Raw genomic sequence first — 16962 nt, forward strand, 5'->3', positions numbered from 1 at the left:
AGTGAAGTGCGGACCCTGGACGGGACCGGGGGTAACGACGGAACGCGATCAGGGCAACAAAGGCGACCAGCTCGGATCGGACCCGTCAAGCGGGGTAGGAATTTTCCGCTCGTTCACCCCCGTAAGATCCACCGAGGAGAGATCGGCCCGGCCCGAGCCCTGGGCGGTGCGGAAGAACATGATGACGCGGCCATTGGGCGACCAGCTCGGCCCCTCGTCCTGCCAGCCATGGGTGAGGATCTTCTCGCCCGAGCCGTCCGGCGCCATCACGCCGATATTGAAGCGTCCGACCTTGGTGAAGGCGATGAGATCGCCGCGCGGGCTCCACACCGGCGTGGCGTAGCGGCCGCCGCCAAAGCTGATCCGGTGCTGGTTGGAGCCGTCCGCGTTCATCACATAGATTTGCTGGCCGCCGGACCGGTCGCTCTCGAACACGATCTTGGAACCGTCGGGCGAATAGCTGGGCGCGGTATCGATGCCCGGCGCCGAGGTGAGCTGCTGCGGCGTGCCGCCTCCGGCCGGGACGCGATAGATATTGGCGTTGCCCGCGCTCGACATGGAGAAGACGATGTAGCGGCCATCGGGCGAATAGCGCGGCGCGAAGGTGAGCGCGGCGCGATCCACCACCAGCCGCGTGCGGCCCGAGCCGATATCGTAGGTATAGATGCGCGGCCGGTTATTCTCATAGGACATGAAGACGATCGACTGCTGGTTGGGCGCGAAGCGCGGCGTCAGCACGATCGACTGGCCGTTGGTGAGGAAACGGTGGTTGGCGCCGTCCTGGTCCATGATCGCCAGCCGCTTGACGCGCCTGTTCTTCGGCCCCGTCTCCGAGACATAGACGACGCGGCTGTCGAAATAGGGGCCCTCGCCGGTCAGCCGGGTATAGACGGTGTCGGCGCATTTGTGCGCGGCGCGGCGCCAATTCTGCGGCGAGACGACAAAGCCCTGCCGCGTCAGCTCGCTCTTGGCAAAGACATCGTAGAGATAGCAGCCCACCGTCAGCGTGCCGTCGCCATTGGCCTGGACAAAGCCCTGGACCAGCGCCTGCGCGCCCGTGTTCGTCCAGAAATCATAGGCGGGCGCGGTGACCTGGGGATAGGCGACCGGCTGGAGCTGGCCCGGCCCGAGCGGCTTGAACAGGCCCGATCCCTTGAGATCGTTGGTCACGATATCGGCCACCTGGCGGCCCAGCGCATCGGTTTGCCCGGCGGGGGTGGCGGCGGCCTGCGGCGTCGGCATCGCCGGGATGGCGATCGGCATCGGCGCCGAGATACCGCCGGTGATATCGACGCGGATCTGCGCCGCGCCCGGCGTCGCCGCCGCCAGCGCGAGCGGAAGCGCGGCGAGCGGCCAGGCGGACAGGCGGAGGCGGAAGCGGCGGCGTGCGGCGAAGGGCGTCGTCATAATCCTCATCCTCAACCCATGGAGTCCGGGCGGAACACAAATTCGATATCTTCCCAACCACCCTGATACAGGTCGGCGGGCAGTTTGAGCGGCGCGCAGCGCAGCACCGCGCGCTTGGCGGCGTCGCCCATCTGACGGGCATAGGCCTGATTGGCGCCGGACACACCCGCCTGGTCGACGATCTGGGGCGGGCTCGCCACCGATCCGTCGGGCTTGAAGCGCAGACGCAAGGTGGTGACGATCGAGGCCGCGCTCGCGCCGCCCGCGGGCGGGCTGTAGCAGGGCTTGACCTGCGCGGCGATCAGCCCCGCCAGCCCGGCCATGGACCGCGCCGAGACCGCCGAGGCGCGCGGCTTGTCGCTCGTGGCATTCTTGTCGCTGCCCAGCCCCTTGAGGAAATCGGGGCCGAGCCGCGACCCCTTGGGCCGGGCGCTGCCGGCGCTCTTGCCCCGGCCCGGATCCTTGGGAAGATCCTTGAGGAAGTCCGAAGGCAGCCCCTCCGGCTTGGCGCTCGCCTTGGCGGGCGCGGCCTTGCTGGGGGCGGGCTTGGCGGGCTTTTCCGGCACGGGCTTGGCGGTATCGGGCTTGGCCTTTTCGGGCTTCGCCTTTTCCGGCTTGGGCGGCGCCGGCACGGGCTTGGGCGGCACGGGCTTGGGCTCGCGCTTCTCGATCGGCTTTTCCGGCGCGGGCTTGGGCGGCGCGGGCTTGGGCGGCGCGGGCTTGGGTGGCACCGGCTTGGGCGCGGGCTTGGGCGGCGCCGGCTTGGGCGGCGGCGGGGTCGGCCTGGGCGGCGGCGGCGCGGGCTCGGGCGCGGGCGGCGGCGGCGCCTCCTCCTCGGGCTTGCCCTGTTCGGGCGCTTCGGAGGCCTTGGGCGGGCTCGGCGACGCCTGCGGGGCGGCCGAGCGCAGCCCCACCGTGTCGGCCAGCGTCACCTCCATCGCATCGGCCACGGGCGGCTTGGGGACGCGCGCCGAGAACAGGCCGAGCGACAGCGCGGCGAACAGCAGGCCGTGCGCGACGGCGGCAACGACCAGCCCCTGTTTCTCGGCGCGATCCATCGCCCTATCCGTTCACTCGGCGGCCGGCGTCGAGACCAGCGCGACCTTGTTGAGGCCGGCGCGGTTAAGCTCGCCCATCACCTGCATGACCTTGCCATAATCGATGGCTCGGTCGGCGCGCAGGAAGATCTGGGTGGGATCGGCGCCCGCGCTTTGCTGGGCGATCTGCTCCAGCCGGGCGGCGAGCTGGGCGTCATCCACCGCCGCATCGTCGACATAGACGCGGCCCTGCGCGTCGATCGCGATCTGCACCGGCTTTTTCGGCTGCTCCAGCGCCTTGGCGCGGCTGTCCGGCAGGTTCACGGGCACGCCGGTCATCAGCAGCGGCGCGGTGATCATGAAGATGATCAGCAGCACCAGCATCACGTCCACCAGCGGCGTGACGTTGATCTCGGCCATCGGCGCGCGTCCGCGCCCGCGACCGGAGGAAGGCAGCGGCCCCATCGCCATGATCAGTCCGTCTCCAGTTCGCGGCTCAGCGTGCCGTGAAAGGCATCGGCGAAGCGGTGCAGCCGCGCCTCGATCCGGTTCACGCCATGCGTCAGCCGGTTATAGGCGATCACGGCGGGAATGGCGGCGAACAGGCCGAGCGCGGTGGCGAACAGCGCCTCGGCAATGCCCGGCGCGACCACGCCGAGGGACGTGTTCTGCTGCGCGGCGATGTTGGTGAAGGCGCGCATGATGCCCCACACCGTGCCGAACAGCCCCACAAAGGGCGCCACCGAGCCGACCGTGGCGAGGATGTTCAGCCGATCCGAAAGCCTGTCGATCTCGGCGCCGGCGGCGGTGGCCATGGCCGCCGCGAGCCGCGAGCGCGTGCCCTCGCGATCGATCGTGCGCCCCGAGGTGGAGCGCCGCCACTCGCCCACGCCCGCGCCCAGCACCTTCGCGATCGGGAGATCGGACTGGCGGTGGGCGGTGTAGAAATTGTCGATATCCTCCGCGGCCTTGAAGTCCTTCTCGAAGGTCTTGCTGCGGCTCTGGATGCGGCGCAGCCGGCCGCCATGGACGAGGATGATCGACCAGGTCCAGACCGAGGCGGCGATCAGGCCGATCATCACGATCTTCACCACAATGTCGGCCTGCAGGAACAGGGCGACCGGCGACATGGTGGCGGCGTCGGTGGCGAGAACGGGTGTCATGATCAGGCAAATTCCCCTTGCAGACGCCGAAAGGCCGCGACCCAGGCCGCGGGTTGGCGACGCGGCCTGCCATCGGGTGACAGAAAGGCCGCAGTCACGTCCGCGTCGGCAAGTAACTCCTCGCCGCGCATGACTCTCTGATGAATGGCACAGGATGCGCCGCGCGCCGCCGTCACCCGGCTCTCCACCAGCAGCGCATCCTGGAGCCGCGCCGGCCGGCGATAGCGGATGGCGAGATCGGTGATGGCGAACACCCCCGCCCCCGCCGCCCAGGCCTGATGCTGGTCAATCCCCGCCGCCGCCAGCATGTCGGATCGCGCGCGCTCCATAAATCGCAGATAGTTGGCGTGATAGACGACGCCCGACAGATCCGTGTCCTCAAAATAGACGCGGATCGGGAAGCGGTGCGCGCCCGCGGCGAACCGGCCGGCGGCGGGCAGGTCGAGAAGCTCCTCAGCCATGACAGGCCGATAGCGGCTGGCGCGGCGGTGGCAAGCGCCATCGCCACGCCCGCGGCCCGATCAGGCGAAGAGTTCCGCCAGATAGTCGGTCAGACGCGCCCAGGCGCGGGTATCGGCCAGCGCGCGGTACATGTCGGGCCGGTTATAGTTGGTGAAGCCGTGACCGGTATGGCCATAGGCGACCAACTCCCACTCGGCCTGCTTCTCGGTCAGTTCGCGGGCCAGCGCGACGACCGCCTCGGGCGGCGCCAGATTATCGTCCCAGCCGTGCAGCGCCAGCACCTTGGCCGCGATGGTGGCCGCCACCGGCTGGGGCGGCGGATCGAAGATGCCGTGCAGGCTGGCGACACCGCGCAGCGCCCGCCCCGTCCGGGCGAGATCGAGCACCGCCTTGCCGCCCAGGCAGAAGCCGATCGCCGCCAGCCGATCGGGCGCGACCACCGGCAGCGCGGCCAGCTGATCGAGCGCGGCCGTCATGCGGCGGGCGAGCAGCACGCGATCCTCGTTGACCACCTTCATCGCCTCGCCGGCCTGCTCGAAGCTTTGCGGCTGCACCTCGACGCCGTACAGGTCCATCGCGAAGCCGACATAGCCGAGCGCCGCCAGCTTTTCGGCCTTGTCCTCCTCGAAGGCGGACCGGTCCATGAAGGTCGGCGCGATCAGCACGCCCGGGCGCGGGCCGTCCTGCGCCGGATCCCACACGGCCAGCGCTTCGAACCAGAGCCCGTCCAGTTGATAGCGGACCGGCTGCTTCTCCATCGCCATGCACGTCTCCTGTTTTTGCCGCCGCCGAGATGCGCCGGGGATGACGCCACGACAAGCCCCCGCTAAGCGGGGCGCACGCCATTCAGGGAGAATCTATGCCGCGCCTCGTGCTGATCCGCCACGGCCAGTCCGCCTGGAATCTCGAAAACCGCTTCACCGGCTGGTGGGATGTCAACCTCACCGAACAGGGCGTCGCCGAAGCCCAGGCCGCCGGCGCGCTGATGGCCGAGAAAGGGCTGGATTTCGATCGCTGCTTCACCAGCGTGCAGACCCGCGCGATCAAGACGCTCAATCTCGCGCTCGAGGCGATGGGCCGGCTGTGGCTGCCCGTGACCAAGGATTGGCGCCTGAACGAGCGCCATTATGGCGGGCTGACCGGGCTCGACAAGGCGGAGACGGCGGCCCGCCACGGCGCCGAGCAGGTCCATGTCTGGCGGCGCAGCTTCGACGTGCCCCCGCCCCCGCTGGAGGCCGGCAGCCCCTTCGATCTCGGCCAGGATCGGCGCTATGCCGGCATCGCCATTCCCGCCACCGAGAGCCTGAAGGATACGATCGCGCGGGTGCTGCCCTATTGGGAAGCCGAGATCGCGCCGGCGCTGCGCGCGGGCGAGCGGGTGATCATCTCCGCCCATGGCAATTCGCTGCGCGCGCTGGTGAAGCATCTTTCGGGCATTTCCGACGCGGAGATCGCCGGCCTCGAGATCCCGACGGGCCAGCCGCTCGTCTATGAGCTGACCGACGCGCTCACCCCCACCGACCGCTATTATCTGAGCGAACGCTAGGCTAAGCACCGCGCGCTGGGCGCAAAAGGCCGATTGCCACGCCCCGCGCCGGCCGCTAAGCCGCCGCTTTCCCGCCGCGGCAGGACGAGAGATGATGACGGACCAGCCGCGTGTCGGGCTGATCATGGGTAGCCGTTCCGACTGGGAAACGATGCGCCACGCCGCCGAGACGCTGACGACGCTCGGCGTGCCGCACGAGGCGCGGGTCGTCTCCGCCCACCGCACGCCACAGCGTCTCTATGACTATGCCGCCACCGCCGAGGGACGCGGGCTGCGCGTGATCATCGCCGGCGCGGGCGGCGCCGCGCATCTGCCCGGCATGGCCGCCGCGATGACCCCGCTGCCGGTGCTGGGCGTGCCGGTGGAATCCAAGGCGCTGAAGGGCATGGATAGCCTCTTGTCGATCGTGCAGATGCCGGCGGGCATTCCGGTCGGCACGCTGGCGATCGGCAAGGCGGGGGCGATCAACGCCGCGCTGCTCGCCGCCGCCATCCTCGCCGGCACCGAACCGGCGCTGGCGGAACGGCTCGCGGCCTGGCGCGCGCGGCAGACCGCCGAGGTCGCCGAAACGCCCGAATGAGCGTTCCGCCGGGCTCCACCATCGGCATCGTCGGCGGCGGCCAGCTCGGCCGGATGCTGGCGATCGCCGCCGCCCAGCTCGGCTTCCGCAGCCATATCTATGCGCCCGAGGCGAGCGGCCCGGCCGCCGAAGTCGCCGCCTGGTGGACGCGCGGCGGCTATGACGATGCCGAGGCGCTCGCGCGGTTCGCCGCCCAGTGCGCGGTCGTCACCTATGAGTTCGAGAATCTGCCGGCCAATGCGCTCGCCGCCCTGCCCCGGCTGCGGCCGCCGGTGCGGGCGCTGGAAATCGCGCAGGACCGCGCGCAGGAGAAGCGCTTCGCCGCCGAACAGGGCCTCGCCACCGCGCCCTGGCGGCCGGTGGACAGCCGGGCCGAGCTGGACGCGGCGCTTGCCGCGATCGGCGCCCCCGCCATCCTCAAGACGCGGCGCTTCGGCTATGATGGCAAGGGCCAGGCCCGGCTCGCCAGCCCGGCGGATGCGGACGCGGCCTGGGCGGCGATCGACGGCCAGCCGGCGGTGCTGGAAGGGCTGGTGCGGTTCGAGGCGGAATTCTCGGTGATCCTGGCACGTGGTCCGGATGGCGCCAGCGCCGCCTGGCCGCCCCCCACCAACCGCCACGAGGACGGGATTCTCGCCCGGTCCGAGGTGCCGCCCGGCGGCATCGTCGCGGCCCAGGCGGAGGCGGCGATCGGCCATGTCCGCCGAATGGCCGACGCGCTCGATTATTGCGGCGTGCTCGCGGTGGAATTCTTCGCCGGCGCCGATGGTCCGATCTTCAACGAAATGGCGCCGCGCGTGCACAATAGCGGCCATTGGACGATCGAAGGCGCGGTGGTTTCGCAGTTCGAGAACCATATCCGCGCCATTTGCGGCCTGCCGCTGGGCAGCACCGCGCTCACCGGCGCCGGCGTGACGATGGACAATCTGATCGGCGACCAGGCGCTCGCCTGGGACGCGATCCTCGCCGAGGGCGACGCGCATCTCCATCTCTACGGCAAGACCATCCGGCCCGGCCGCAAGATGGGCCACGTCACCCGCGTCCGGCGCTGAGCGCCCCCCGGCTGGGCCGGGGAGCGCCGCTCAGCCGCGCCGCGTCGCGCGGAGCGGGAAGCGCCCAAAGGCGCCCGTATCCACTGTGCCCTCGATCCGATCATCGCCGATCAGCCGCGCCTCGCAATCCAGCGTCATCGGCATCGGCAAAGTGATCGCCATCTTGAAGCTGAGCTGATCGCCCAGCACCTGGCCATTGGTGATCTCGACCGAGCCGAGCGGCCCGCTCGCCACGCCCGCAAAGCCCGTGCCGGACGCGGTGAGCGTCAGCAGGCTCTGCTGCTTGCCCATCGGCGAATCCACTTCGCAATCCCATTGGCCATCGATCTGCGCCATGCCGCTCAACTCCTTATCCTATACTCTCAACGCGCGGTGGGCGTCGCCGTTTCGACCGGCAGCCCCAATGCCTCGAGCTGCGGGCGTACCGTGGCGGCATCGCCCACCACCAGCCAGAGCAGCTCGCCCGGCCGCAGCGCGCCCTTCAGCGCCGCCTGCATCTCGGCGGCGGTCAGCGCGCGGTAGCGGCCGGCGAGATGGACATAATAATCGTCCGGCCGCTTCAGCCGATCGTTCTTCTGCATCGCCGCCAGGATATCCCCGGCGGTGGCGAGCGCGCCGGGGAGCGCGCGCACATTGCTCGCCACCACCTTTTCGCGCTCGTCCTCGGTGATCGGCGCGCTGCCGAGCAGCGCGGTCATATCGTCAAGCGCGGCCTTGAGCGCGGGGCCGGTCTTGTCGGTCTGCACCGGGGCGACCAGCTTGAACGGCACGCGCCCGACATAGTCGCTAATCCCGCTCGCCACGCCATAGGACCAGTTGCGCGTCTCGCGCAGATCAGTGCTGAGCCGCGAGGTGATGCTGCCGCCCAGCGCCTCGTTGGCGGCGCGCAGCGCGAGCAGTTCGTCGGTGCCGTCCTGCGCCAGCACCTGCCCGGCGACGATCACCGATTGGGGCGAGCCCGGCCGGTCGAGCAGCACGATGCGGTTGCGCGGCGCGGGCACCGGGCGCGACAGATCCTTGGCGCCGGCCGGTGCCGCCGCCGCGCGCCAGCCGCCGAAGCGGGTCTCGAGCAGCGGCTGCACCTCGGCCAGCGGACGATCGCTGACGACGAAGATGGTCGCCTTGTCGGGCCGCACCCAGCGCGCCTTGAAGGCTTCGAGATCGGCCTTGCCGAGCTTTGCCACCGCCGCCGGATCGCCCGATCCGCTCGGCGGCACGCCATAGGCCGTGTCGCCATAGATCAGGCCCGGCAGGGTGCGGCTGGCCAGGCCGCTGGGATCCGCCAGCTCGGCCTTGATGCCGGTAAGCTGCTGAACGCGCACGCGCTCCAGATCGGCGAAGCTGGGGTTGAGCGTGACATCGGCGAGCAGATCGAGCCCGCCCGCGAGATTGGCGCTGAGCCCCGCGAGCGTGATCAGGCTGCGGTCCATCGAGGCGCCGCTGTCGATCGAGATGCCGTAGCGCTCCTCGTCGGCGGCGAGATCGCCCGCGCTGCGCGTGGTCGTGCCCTGATCGAGCAGGTTGAGCATCAGCGCGTCCGTGCCCAGCGCGGCGCGCGGATCGGCGGCATGGCCGGCATCGAAGCTCAGCACCACGCGCGTCAGCGGCAGCGGCCCGCGCTGGGCGAAGACGATCGGGATGCCGTTGGACAGGCGCGCGCGCTGGATGGTGGGATAGGTCAGCGCGACGATATCGCCCACCGCCGGCAGCGGCCGGGCCGGCTTGGCCGCCGGCGCGGCGCCGCTCGCCGCCGGCTGGGCGGCCGCCGCCGCCGCGCCCGGCTTGTCGGCATCGTCCTGCGTCGCCTTGGCCTGCTCCGCCGGCGGGCGCGGCCCGGGCGCGACGGTGAGCGCATAGGCCGGCCGGGTGAGCCAGCGCGCCGCCGCCGCGCGCACGCTCTCCGGCGTCGCCGCCGCATAGGCCTGGAGCTGGCGCGCGTAGAAGCCCGGATCCCCCGCGAACACCGCGCCCTGCGCCAGCGTGACCGCGCGGCCCGAAAAGCCGCCGACCGATTCCAGCGCGAACAGGCGCGACGAGACCTCGCGCGTCACGGCGCGGGCGAGTTCGTCCTGGCTGGGGCCCTTGGCGATCAGATCGGCGAGGATGGCATCGATCCGGCGGTTCACGACCGAAGCGTCGGCGCCCGGCGCGAGATCGACCTGGATGCGGAAAATGCCCACCTTCTCCTGGCTTTCCAGCGAAGCGCTGGCGCCGACGGCGAGCTTGTCGCGGCGGACGAGCTGATCGTCGAAGCGCGAGCTGGCGAGGCCGCCCAACACGCTGCCGAACAGATCGAGCGGCACCGTATCCGGCGCCGCCCAGCCCGGCACCACCCATTCGCGATAGAGGCGCGTCGTCGCCACCTGATCGTACAGCGTCTCGGCGCGCGGCGCGGGCAGGCTGGGCACCGAGACGGGCACCGGCGCGGGATCGGGCCCGCGCGGAATGTCGCCGAAATATTTCTGCGCGAGCCGCCGCGCGGTCGGCGCGTCGATATCGCCCGCCAGCACCAGCACCGCATTGTTCGGGCCATAATGGCTGCGGAACCAGCCGCGCACATCCTCAAGGCTGGCATGGCCGAGATCGTCCATCGAGCCGATCGTGCTGTGATGATAGGGATGATCCGCCGGGAAGAGCGCGTCCGCCTCGGCATATTGCACCAGGCCATAGGGCGCGTTGTCGCCCTGGCGCTTCTCGTTCATCACCACGCCGCGCTGGCGATCCAGCGTCTGCTGGCTGACCGCGCCGAGCAGATGGCCCATGCGATCGCTTTCCAGAAACAGCACCCGCTCCAGCGCCGGGGTCGGCACCGTCTCGAAATAATTGGTGCGATCATACCAGGTGGTGCCGTTCCAGTCGGTCGCGCCCATCGCCTCGAGATGCGGGAAGATGCCGCCCGGCACATTTTCGGAGCCGTAGAACATCAGATGCTCGAACAGATGGGCGAAGCCGGTCTTACCGGCGGGCTCGTCCTTGGAGCCGACATGGTACCAGATCGACGTCGCCACCACCGGCACGCTGCGATCGGTCGAGACGATCACGCGCAGGCCGTTGGCGAGGGTGAATTGCTCGAAGGGGATGCGCGCCTGGGCGGCGATGGCGGCGAGCGGCGCGGGCTTTGGCAGCGGCGCCGCCGCGGCAAGCGGGGACATCACGGTCGCGGCGAGAAGCAGGCCGAGGGCGCGCAGGCGCATCAGAAGGGCTCCGATGAAGAAGGGAGACGCGGAACGATCGCATTAGGCTTGGCGAAGCGGCGCGGGTTAGGCAAGCCTCGAGATCCGTACCCAAGCCGGAGTGTCCTTATGCCCAAGCGCCCCGATTTGCCCGAGCTGGCGCTGCGCTATCTTCACAAGGAACCGCACGCGCTCGAACCGGAAGAACGCAAGGTTCTGACGAGCCTGGAGGAACGCCGCCCGATCAGCCGCGACGCGAGCGATCTGGAGGCCGCCGAGCTGGGCTTTGCCGACCGGCTTTCGGATCGGGTCGCGGCGATCGGCGGATCGTGGAGCTTCATTATCGGCTTTCTCGTCGCGCTGCTCGGCTGGATGGTGCTCAACAGCGGCGTGCTGGCGCATTGGAACCGGGCCTTCGATCCCTATCCCTATATCTTCCTCAACCTGATGATGTCGCTGATCGCCGCAATCCAGGCGCCGATCATCATGATGAGCCAGAACCGCCAGTCCGACCGCGATCGGGTCGCCGCCAGCCATGATTACGAGGTCAATCTCCGCGCCGAGCTGGAGATCATGCGGCTGCACGAGAAGATCGATCTCGTGCTGGCGCGGCTGGAGCGGCTGGAGCCGGCGTCGTGAGGACGATCATGGCACCGCGCGGGCACGGTGCCTGACCTCTTGTGTTGCATTTGGGCCACACCATATGAGGCCCGAACATCGAGGGGAGACCCATGAATCTGGAACAATTCACCGATCGCGCGAAGGGCTTTCTGCAGGCCGCGCAGACGGTCGCGATCCGGCTGAACCATCAGCGCATCGCGCCCGAGCATCTGCTCAAGGCGCTGCTCGAGGACGAGCAGGGCATGGCGAGCGGGCTGATCGCGCGCGCCGGCGGCACCGCCCAGATCGCGCTGCGCGATACCGATGCCGCGCTCGCGCGCATCCCGCAGGTGTCGGGCGGAGGCGCGCAGCAGCCGCCGGGGATCGACAATGATCTGGTGCGCGTGCTCGACCAGGCCGAGCAGATCGCGAAGAAGGCGGGAGACAGCTTCGTCACCGTCGAGCGGCTGCTGCTCGCGCTCGCGCTCGCCACCACCACCGCCGCCGGGCGCGCGCTGGCCTCCGCCGGTGTCACCGCCGAGGCGCTGAACAGCGCCATCGCCGAGCTGCGCGGCGGGCGCACCGCCGATACCGCCTCCGCCGAGGACCGGTATGACGCGCTGAAGAAATTCGCGCGCGATCTCACCGAGGCGGCGCGCGCGGGCAAGCTCGATCCGGTGATCGGCCGCGACGAGGAGATCCGCCGCACCATTCAGATCCTGGCGCGCCGGACCAAGAATAATCCCGTGCTGATCGGCGACCCAGGCGTCGGCAAGACGGCGATCGCCGAAGGGCTGGCGCTGCGCATCGCCAATGGCGACGTGCCCGACACGCTCAAGGACCGGACGCTGATGGCGCTCGACATGGGCGCGCTGATCGCCGGCGCCAAATATCGCGGCGAGTTCGAGGAGCGCCTCAAGGGCGTGCTGGACGAGGTGAAGAGCGCGAACGGCGCGGTGGTGCTGTTCATCGACGAGATGCACACGCTGATCGGCGCCGGCAAATCCGAAGGCGCGATGGACGCGGGCAATCTGCTCAAGCCCGCGCTGGCCCGTGGCGAGCTGCATTGCATCGGCGCCACCACGCTCGATGAATATCGCAAATATGTCGAGAAGGATCCGGCGCTCCAGCGGCGGTTCCAGCCCGTCTTCGTGGGCGAGCCCAGCGTCGAGGATACGATCTCCATCCTGCGCGGGCTCAAGGAGAAATATGAGCTGCACCATGGCGTGCGGATCACCGACGGCGCGATCGTCGCCGCCGCCACTTTGTCCAACCGCTACATCACCGATCGTTTCTTGCCCGACAAGGCGATCGACCTGATGGACGAGGCCGCCTCGCGGCTGCGCATGGAGGTGGAGAGCAAGCCCGAGGAGATCGAGGCGCTGGATCGCCGCATCATCCAGCTCAAGATCGAGCGGGAGGCGCTGCGCAAGGAAAGCGACAAGGCCTCGCAGGACCGGCTCGCCGCGCTCGATTACGACCTCGCCCGGCTGGAGGAGGAAAGCGACGCGCTGACCACGCGCTGGCAGGCCGAGAAGGAGAAGATCGCGGGCGAGGCCAAGCTCAAGGCCCAGCTCGACGAGGCGCGGATCGCGCTCGACCAGGCGCAGCGCGGCGGCGATCTCGGCCGCGCCGGCGAATTGTCCTATGGCGTCATCCCCGCCCTGGAAAAGCAGCTGAGCGAGGCCCAGGCCGCGAGCGCGGGGGCGATGCTGCGCGAGGAGGTGACCGGCGAGGATATCGCCGCCGTCGTCAGCCGCTGGACGGGCATTCCTGTCGACCGGATGCTGGAGGGCGAGCGCGACAAGCTGCTGCGCATGGAGGCGATGCTCGGCCGCCGCGTGATCGGCCAGGCCGATGCGGTGGCGGCGGTATCCCGCGCCGTGCGGCGCGCGCGCGCCGGGCTGCAGGATCCTAACCGCCCGCTCGGCTCCTTCCTCTTCCTCGGCCCGACCGGCGTCGGCAAGACCGAGCTGGCGCGCGCGCTGGCCGGCTTCCTGTTCGACGACGATCAGGCGATGGTCCGCATCGACATGTCGGAGTTCATGGAGAAGCATTCGGTGGCGCGGCTGATCGGCGCGCCGCCGGGCTATGTCGGCTATGAGGAGGGCGGCGTGCTCACCGAGGCGGTGCGGCGGCGGCCCTATCAGGTGATCCTGTTCGACGAGGTGGAGAAGGCGCACGGCGACGTGTTCAACATCCTCCTCCAGGTGCTGGACGATGGCCGGCTGACCGACGGCCAGGGCCGCACGGTGGACTTCACCAACACGATCATCATCCTCACCTCGAACCTCGGTTCGACCTTCCTGACCGCGCTGGCCGACGACCAGCCGGCGGCGGCGGCCGAGGCGCAGGTGATGGAGGTGGTGCGCGGCCATTTCCGGCCGGAATTCCTCAACCGGCTGGACGACATCATCCTGTTCCACCGGCTCGGCGCGCAGCATATGGGGCCAATCGTGGATATCCAGGTGGCGCGCATCCAGAAGCTGCTCAAGGATCGCAAGATCGCGCTGAGCCTCAGCGACGCCGCGCGCGCCTGGCTGGGCCGGGTCGGCTATGATCCCGTCTATGGCGCGCGGCCGCTCAAGCGGGCGGTGCAGCGCTATCTTCAGGATCCGCTGGCCGAGCGCATCCTTCAGGGCGAAGTGCCGGACGGGACGGTGGTGACGGTCGACGAAGGCGATGGCGCGCTGGCGATGCGCGTCGGCGCCTAGCCGACGCGGCGGGGCGGCACCGGCGCCGCCCCGCTGCCCGGGATCAGAAGCGGAAATTCAGCGCGACGAAGAAATCGCGCCCGAGCGCATCGTACACGCTCGGATAGGTGTTGGACTGTTCCTGATTGTCGCCCATGATCGGCGGCGTCCGGTCCAGCAGATTGTTGACGCCGAGCGTGATGTTCGTGCCCTCGCGCAGCTTGTACATCAGCGCGAGATCGAAATAGTCCACCGCGCCGACCCGCTCGACGACATAGGTGTTGGCGGGATCGTCGTCGCGCACCTGGCTCAGATGGCGCCAGGCGGTGCTGAGCAGCACCGGCCCGTCGCTATAGCTGATCCGCATCGTGCTCTTGAAAGTGGATTGCGGCTGGCCGGTGGGTAAGGCCGCCTTGCACAGCGCGCCGAACTTGCCCGCGCAGTTCAGCCGGGTGGTGCCGGGGCCGAAATAGGCTTCCAGCTTGGTCGTCCAGCTCCCGGCGAAGGTGGCGCTGATCTTCGACTGGCCGGCGCCGGTAAGGCTGAAGTTCAGCGCGCGGCCGTAGTCCGCCTGAACATCGACGCCCCGGACGACGAAGGAGCCGATATTGGCCTTCCTCGTGTCCAGAACATACACCGTGCCGTCCGGGCCGAGGCTGCCGTCGAGCGATCCGGTGCGTGGATTGCGATGGATCGCGCGACAATAGGGGCTGCCCGCATCCTGGATGACCAGATAGCATTGGGCGAAGACATTGCCCGCGCCGCCGCCAAAGTCGGCGATCGCGTCCTTCACCTCGATCGCGTAATAATCGGCCGTCACATGAAAGCCGGGCACGGCGCGCGGCGAGAAAATGCCGCCGATCGTGTAGCTGGTGGAAGTTTCCGCCGAAAGATTCGGATTGCCCCCGGTCGTGGCAGGAATCTGCACATTAGGCTGCACCGTCGGCTGGCCGAGCGACGCCGCCGGCACCCCGGTGGCGATACAGACATCGCGGAGCTTGCCGGGCGCCAGGGCGGCGGCGGTGGCGCACGGATCGGTCAGGCTCGGATTGTCATCGCCCACGCCGCCGTAGAGATTCTCGACATTGGGCGCGCGGATGGCGCGCTGAAATTGGCCGCGCACCGTAAAATTCTCGACCGGGGACCATTTGAAATCGCCCGCATAGGTCCAGACCGCGCCGATGCCTTTGACCGAATAGGTTGAATAGCGGGCGGCGCCGTGCAGCTCCACGAGCTTGAGCAGGGGCTGATCCGCGACGACCGGGATGTTCAATTCGGTGAAGCCCTCGGTCACGTCATAGCCGCCCTCGGTCGGTTTGCCCGCGTTGAAGCCGAGCACATCGCCCGACGAGAGCGCGGTATCGGGGATGAAGCGGCTGCTCACGCTGCGGCGCTCCACGCCGGCGGCGAAGCCGATCGGGGCGGCGCCGAGGCCGAGGCCGAACAATTCGCCGCTGACCGTCGCCGTCGCCACCTGAAGCTGCGACATGGTCTGGTTCTGGGCGAGGATGCTGATCTTCTCGAGCGAGTCCTTGCTGATCGTGCCGGGCCCGAAAATATTCATCGATCCATCGAGCAGCGCGGCCTGGAAGGCTTTGTGGCTGATATTGCCCTCCTGCATGTTGGCGTTGCGGGTGCGTGCGAAGCTGTAATAGGCATCATAGTGCAGCCGATCGGTCAGATCGCCGCGAATGCCCGCCAGCAGGCGATAGGCGTTGCGCTCGTCCAGGCTCTTGCGCAGCCCCGTCTCGACGATGCGACGCCCGATGTTCAACTTGACCTGGCCGGCGCTGACCCCGCCATTCGCCAATTGACGCGCGGCGATCGTCTCGACCGCAAGCTGGTCCGCGGCGGCAAGGACGGTGTTCGCCTTCGCGACATCGAACACAAAGGCGCCGGTAACCGGCGTGGGCGCAAGCGCGGCGGCGACCTGGTTGTTGACGTAGGAGAATTCGCCATAGACGGTCGCCCCGTCATTCAGCTGATAGTCGGCATAGCCGCCAATCAGCCAGCGCTCCTGCGGCAACATCAGAAAGTTGACGGGCGCATAATTATAGGAGTCGGTGGCTTTGTTGAATGGGCGTGACGGATCGCCCGGCTTGTCGAAAATGGCGCCCAGCCCCGCGAAGTTGGTGCCGGCGCCGTCGGGCGTGAAGAACCGGCCCTGGGGTATGGTGCGCGAACCGCCCGGCGCGAAATAACCGCGCCCCTGATCGTCAAAGGCATCGGTGAACGTGGTTCTCGAAAAATCCCGATCGCCCTGGAATACCGAGGCGCGCCGGTAATATTCGCCGAACAGCGTCACATGGCCCCGTCCCTCGGCGAAGGCGCCGCCGACGGCGCCGTGGATCTCGTAGCGGCGACCATCGCCCCGGCCGGTGAGGCCATATTGCCCGCCGACCTCGAAGCCGTTGACCGACTTGCGCAGCTTGAAGTTCACCACGCCGGCGACCGCATCCGATCCATAGACGGCGGAGGCGCCGCCGGTAGTTGTCTCCACGCTTTCGATGAGGAAGGCGGGGATGGTGTTTAGATCGACGATCTGGCCGGTATCGTAGAACATCCAGCGCCGGCCATTGAGGAGCACCAGCGTCCGCGAGGCGCCGAGGTTGCGCAGCGACAGCGTCACCGCGCCATCGCCCGGATTGTTGGAAAAGGCCGTGGTGCCGGACACAACCTGCGGCAGGCTGTTCAGCACCGTCTCGACATTCACCGCGCCGCGCAGCGCGAAATCCTGGGCGGTCACCACCGTGATGGGCGCGGCCGAGGTGAGATCGGCGCGGGCGATACGCGAACCGGTGACGATGATCGCGCCCGGTTGCGCGGCGGCATTGTCCGCCGCCGCCTCGGGCGCGAGCGGCGCCTCCGCCTGCGCCCAGGCGGTGCCGGCACTCAAGGCCGTCAGAAGCACGGTTGACCCCAATAGGCGGGTCACTTTTTCCGAAAAACGCATGCTGTTCCCCCCTCTTAAAGCGGCGGTCGCCAGGCGCTGTGCGAAGGGTCGCCGGGATCCAACGCAGCACAAGCGACTGCACTCAAGAGCAGCAGAGTCGTTGAGGCTGTAAAGCTAGGGAATCACAACAGTCAGAGTCATTAAGTTATTCTGTCACAAACAGGCAACAGGATATTTCTCTAGGTGTTATTACGAGGTTTTTGGTAAGTTCGTGATTGTAATAGGTTTTGCTATCCGCAGGCGCCACGGGCATGACTTGCCGCGCCCATTTCCTTCTGCATTAATCGGATGAGGTG

The 16962-nt window shown here is 68.7% G+C and carries 14 protein-coding genes; 5 read left to right on the forward strand and 9 right to left on the reverse strand.

Annotated features, from left to right (window positions below; translation table 11 throughout):
* Nucleotides 1–48: 48 nt before the first annotated feature.
* Genes tolB through LHA26_RS02205 form a run of 6 tightly spaced genes read right to left on the reverse strand, consistent with a single transcriptional unit; the run spans nucleotide 49 to nucleotide 4833 of the window.
* Nucleotides 49–1407 (reverse strand): Tol-Pal system beta propeller repeat protein TolB, encoded by a 1359-nt coding sequence (gene tolB / locus LHA26_RS02180; RefSeq protein WP_252167122.1) that lies wholly within the window; start codon nucleotides 1405–1407, stop codon nucleotides 49–51.
* An 11-nt stretch (nucleotides 1408–1418) separates the two neighbouring features.
* Nucleotides 1419–2465 (reverse strand): cell envelope integrity protein TolA, encoded by a 1047-nt coding sequence (gene tolA, locus LHA26_RS02185; RefSeq protein WP_252167123.1) that lies wholly within the window; start codon nucleotides 2463–2465, stop codon nucleotides 1419–1421.
* A 12-nt stretch (nucleotides 2466–2477) separates the two neighbouring features.
* Nucleotides 2478–2915 carry a protein TolR gene (gene tolR / locus LHA26_RS02190; protein WP_252167124.1) on the reverse strand — a complete coding sequence of 146 codons (438 nt, stop codon included), beginning with the start codon at nucleotides 2913–2915 and terminating at the stop codon, nucleotides 2478–2480.
* Between the two features lie 2 nt (nucleotides 2916–2917).
* Nucleotides 2918–3607 carry a protein TolQ gene (tolQ, locus tag LHA26_RS02195; protein WP_252167125.1) on the reverse strand — a complete coding sequence of 230 codons (690 nt, stop codon included), beginning with the start codon at nucleotides 3605–3607 and terminating at the stop codon, nucleotides 2918–2920.
* Nucleotides 3608–3609: 2 nt separating this feature from the next.
* Nucleotides 3610–4068, reverse strand: coding sequence for a tol-pal system-associated acyl-CoA thioesterase (gene ybgC / locus LHA26_RS02200; protein WP_252167126.1), 459 nt, complete (start codon nucleotides 4066–4068; stop codon nucleotides 3610–3612).
* Nucleotides 4069–4128: 60 nt separating this feature from the next.
* Nucleotides 4129–4833 (reverse strand): dienelactone hydrolase family protein, encoded by a 705-nt coding sequence (locus tag LHA26_RS02205; protein WP_252167127.1) that lies wholly within the window; start codon nucleotides 4831–4833, stop codon nucleotides 4129–4131.
* A 95-nt stretch (nucleotides 4834–4928) separates the two neighbouring features.
* On the opposite strand from LHA26_RS02205, the gene gpmA reads away from it, so the two are divergent.
* The 3 genes from gpmA to LHA26_RS02220 all read left to right on the forward strand — a co-directional run bounded on the left by gpmA (nucleotide 4929) and on the right by LHA26_RS02220 (nucleotide 7247).
* Nucleotides 4929–5615, forward strand: coding sequence for a 2,3-diphosphoglycerate-dependent phosphoglycerate mutase (gene gpmA, locus LHA26_RS02210; protein ID WP_252167128.1), 687 nt, complete (start codon nucleotides 4929–4931; stop codon nucleotides 5613–5615).
* 94 nt (nucleotides 5616–5709) lie between these two features.
* Nucleotides 5710–6195 (forward strand): 5-(carboxyamino)imidazole ribonucleotide mutase, encoded by a 486-nt coding sequence (purE, locus tag LHA26_RS02215; RefSeq protein WP_252168271.1) that lies wholly within the window; start codon nucleotides 5710–5712, stop codon nucleotides 6193–6195.
* Nucleotides 6192–7247 carry a 5-(carboxyamino)imidazole ribonucleotide synthase gene (locus LHA26_RS02220; protein ID WP_252167129.1) on the forward strand — a complete coding sequence of 352 codons (1056 nt, stop codon included), beginning with the start codon at nucleotides 6192–6194 and terminating at the stop codon, nucleotides 7245–7247. Before purE ends, LHA26_RS02220 begins: the two co-directional genes overlap by 4 nt.
* 30 nt (nucleotides 7248–7277) lie before the next feature.
* Here LHA26_RS02220 and LHA26_RS02225 read toward each other — a convergent pair whose 3' ends face one another.
* Nucleotides 7278–7583: a hypothetical protein gene (locus LHA26_RS02225; RefSeq protein ID WP_252167130.1), complete on the reverse strand. Its 306-nt coding sequence runs from the start codon at nucleotides 7581–7583 to the stop codon at nucleotides 7278–7280.
* Between the two features lie 26 nt (nucleotides 7584–7609).
* Nucleotides 7610–10441, reverse strand: coding sequence for a M16 family metallopeptidase (locus tag LHA26_RS02230; protein WP_252167131.1), 2832 nt, complete (start codon nucleotides 10439–10441; stop codon nucleotides 7610–7612).
* 108 nt (nucleotides 10442–10549) lie between these two features.
* On the opposite strand from LHA26_RS02230, the gene LHA26_RS02235 reads away from it, so the two are divergent.
* Together LHA26_RS02235 and clpB are read left to right on the forward strand one after the other, a co-directional pair.
* Nucleotides 10550–11059 (forward strand): DUF1003 domain-containing protein, encoded by a 510-nt coding sequence (locus LHA26_RS02235; RefSeq protein ID WP_252167132.1) that lies wholly within the window; start codon nucleotides 10550–10552, stop codon nucleotides 11057–11059.
* 92 nt (nucleotides 11060–11151) lie between these two features.
* The gene (gene clpB, locus LHA26_RS02240; RefSeq protein WP_252167133.1) at nucleotides 11152–13734 is read left to right on the forward strand and encodes an ATP-dependent chaperone ClpB; all 2583 of its coding nucleotides are present in this window, start codon (nucleotides 11152–11154) and stop codon (nucleotides 13732–13734) included.
* A gap of 43 nt (nucleotides 13735–13777) precedes the next feature.
* On the opposite strand, the gene LHA26_RS02245 is transcribed toward clpB, so the two are convergent.
* Entirely contained in the window at nucleotides 13778–16624 is a 2847-nt protein-coding gene (locus LHA26_RS02245) for a TonB-dependent receptor domain-containing protein (RefSeq protein WP_252167134.1), read from the reverse strand.
* Nucleotides 16625–16962: the final 338 nt, after the last annotated feature.

Source organism: Sphingomonas morindae (assembly GCF_023822065.1).
Classification (GTDB): domain Bacteria; phylum Pseudomonadota; class Alphaproteobacteria; order Sphingomonadales; family Sphingomonadaceae; genus Solisphingomonas; species Solisphingomonas morindae.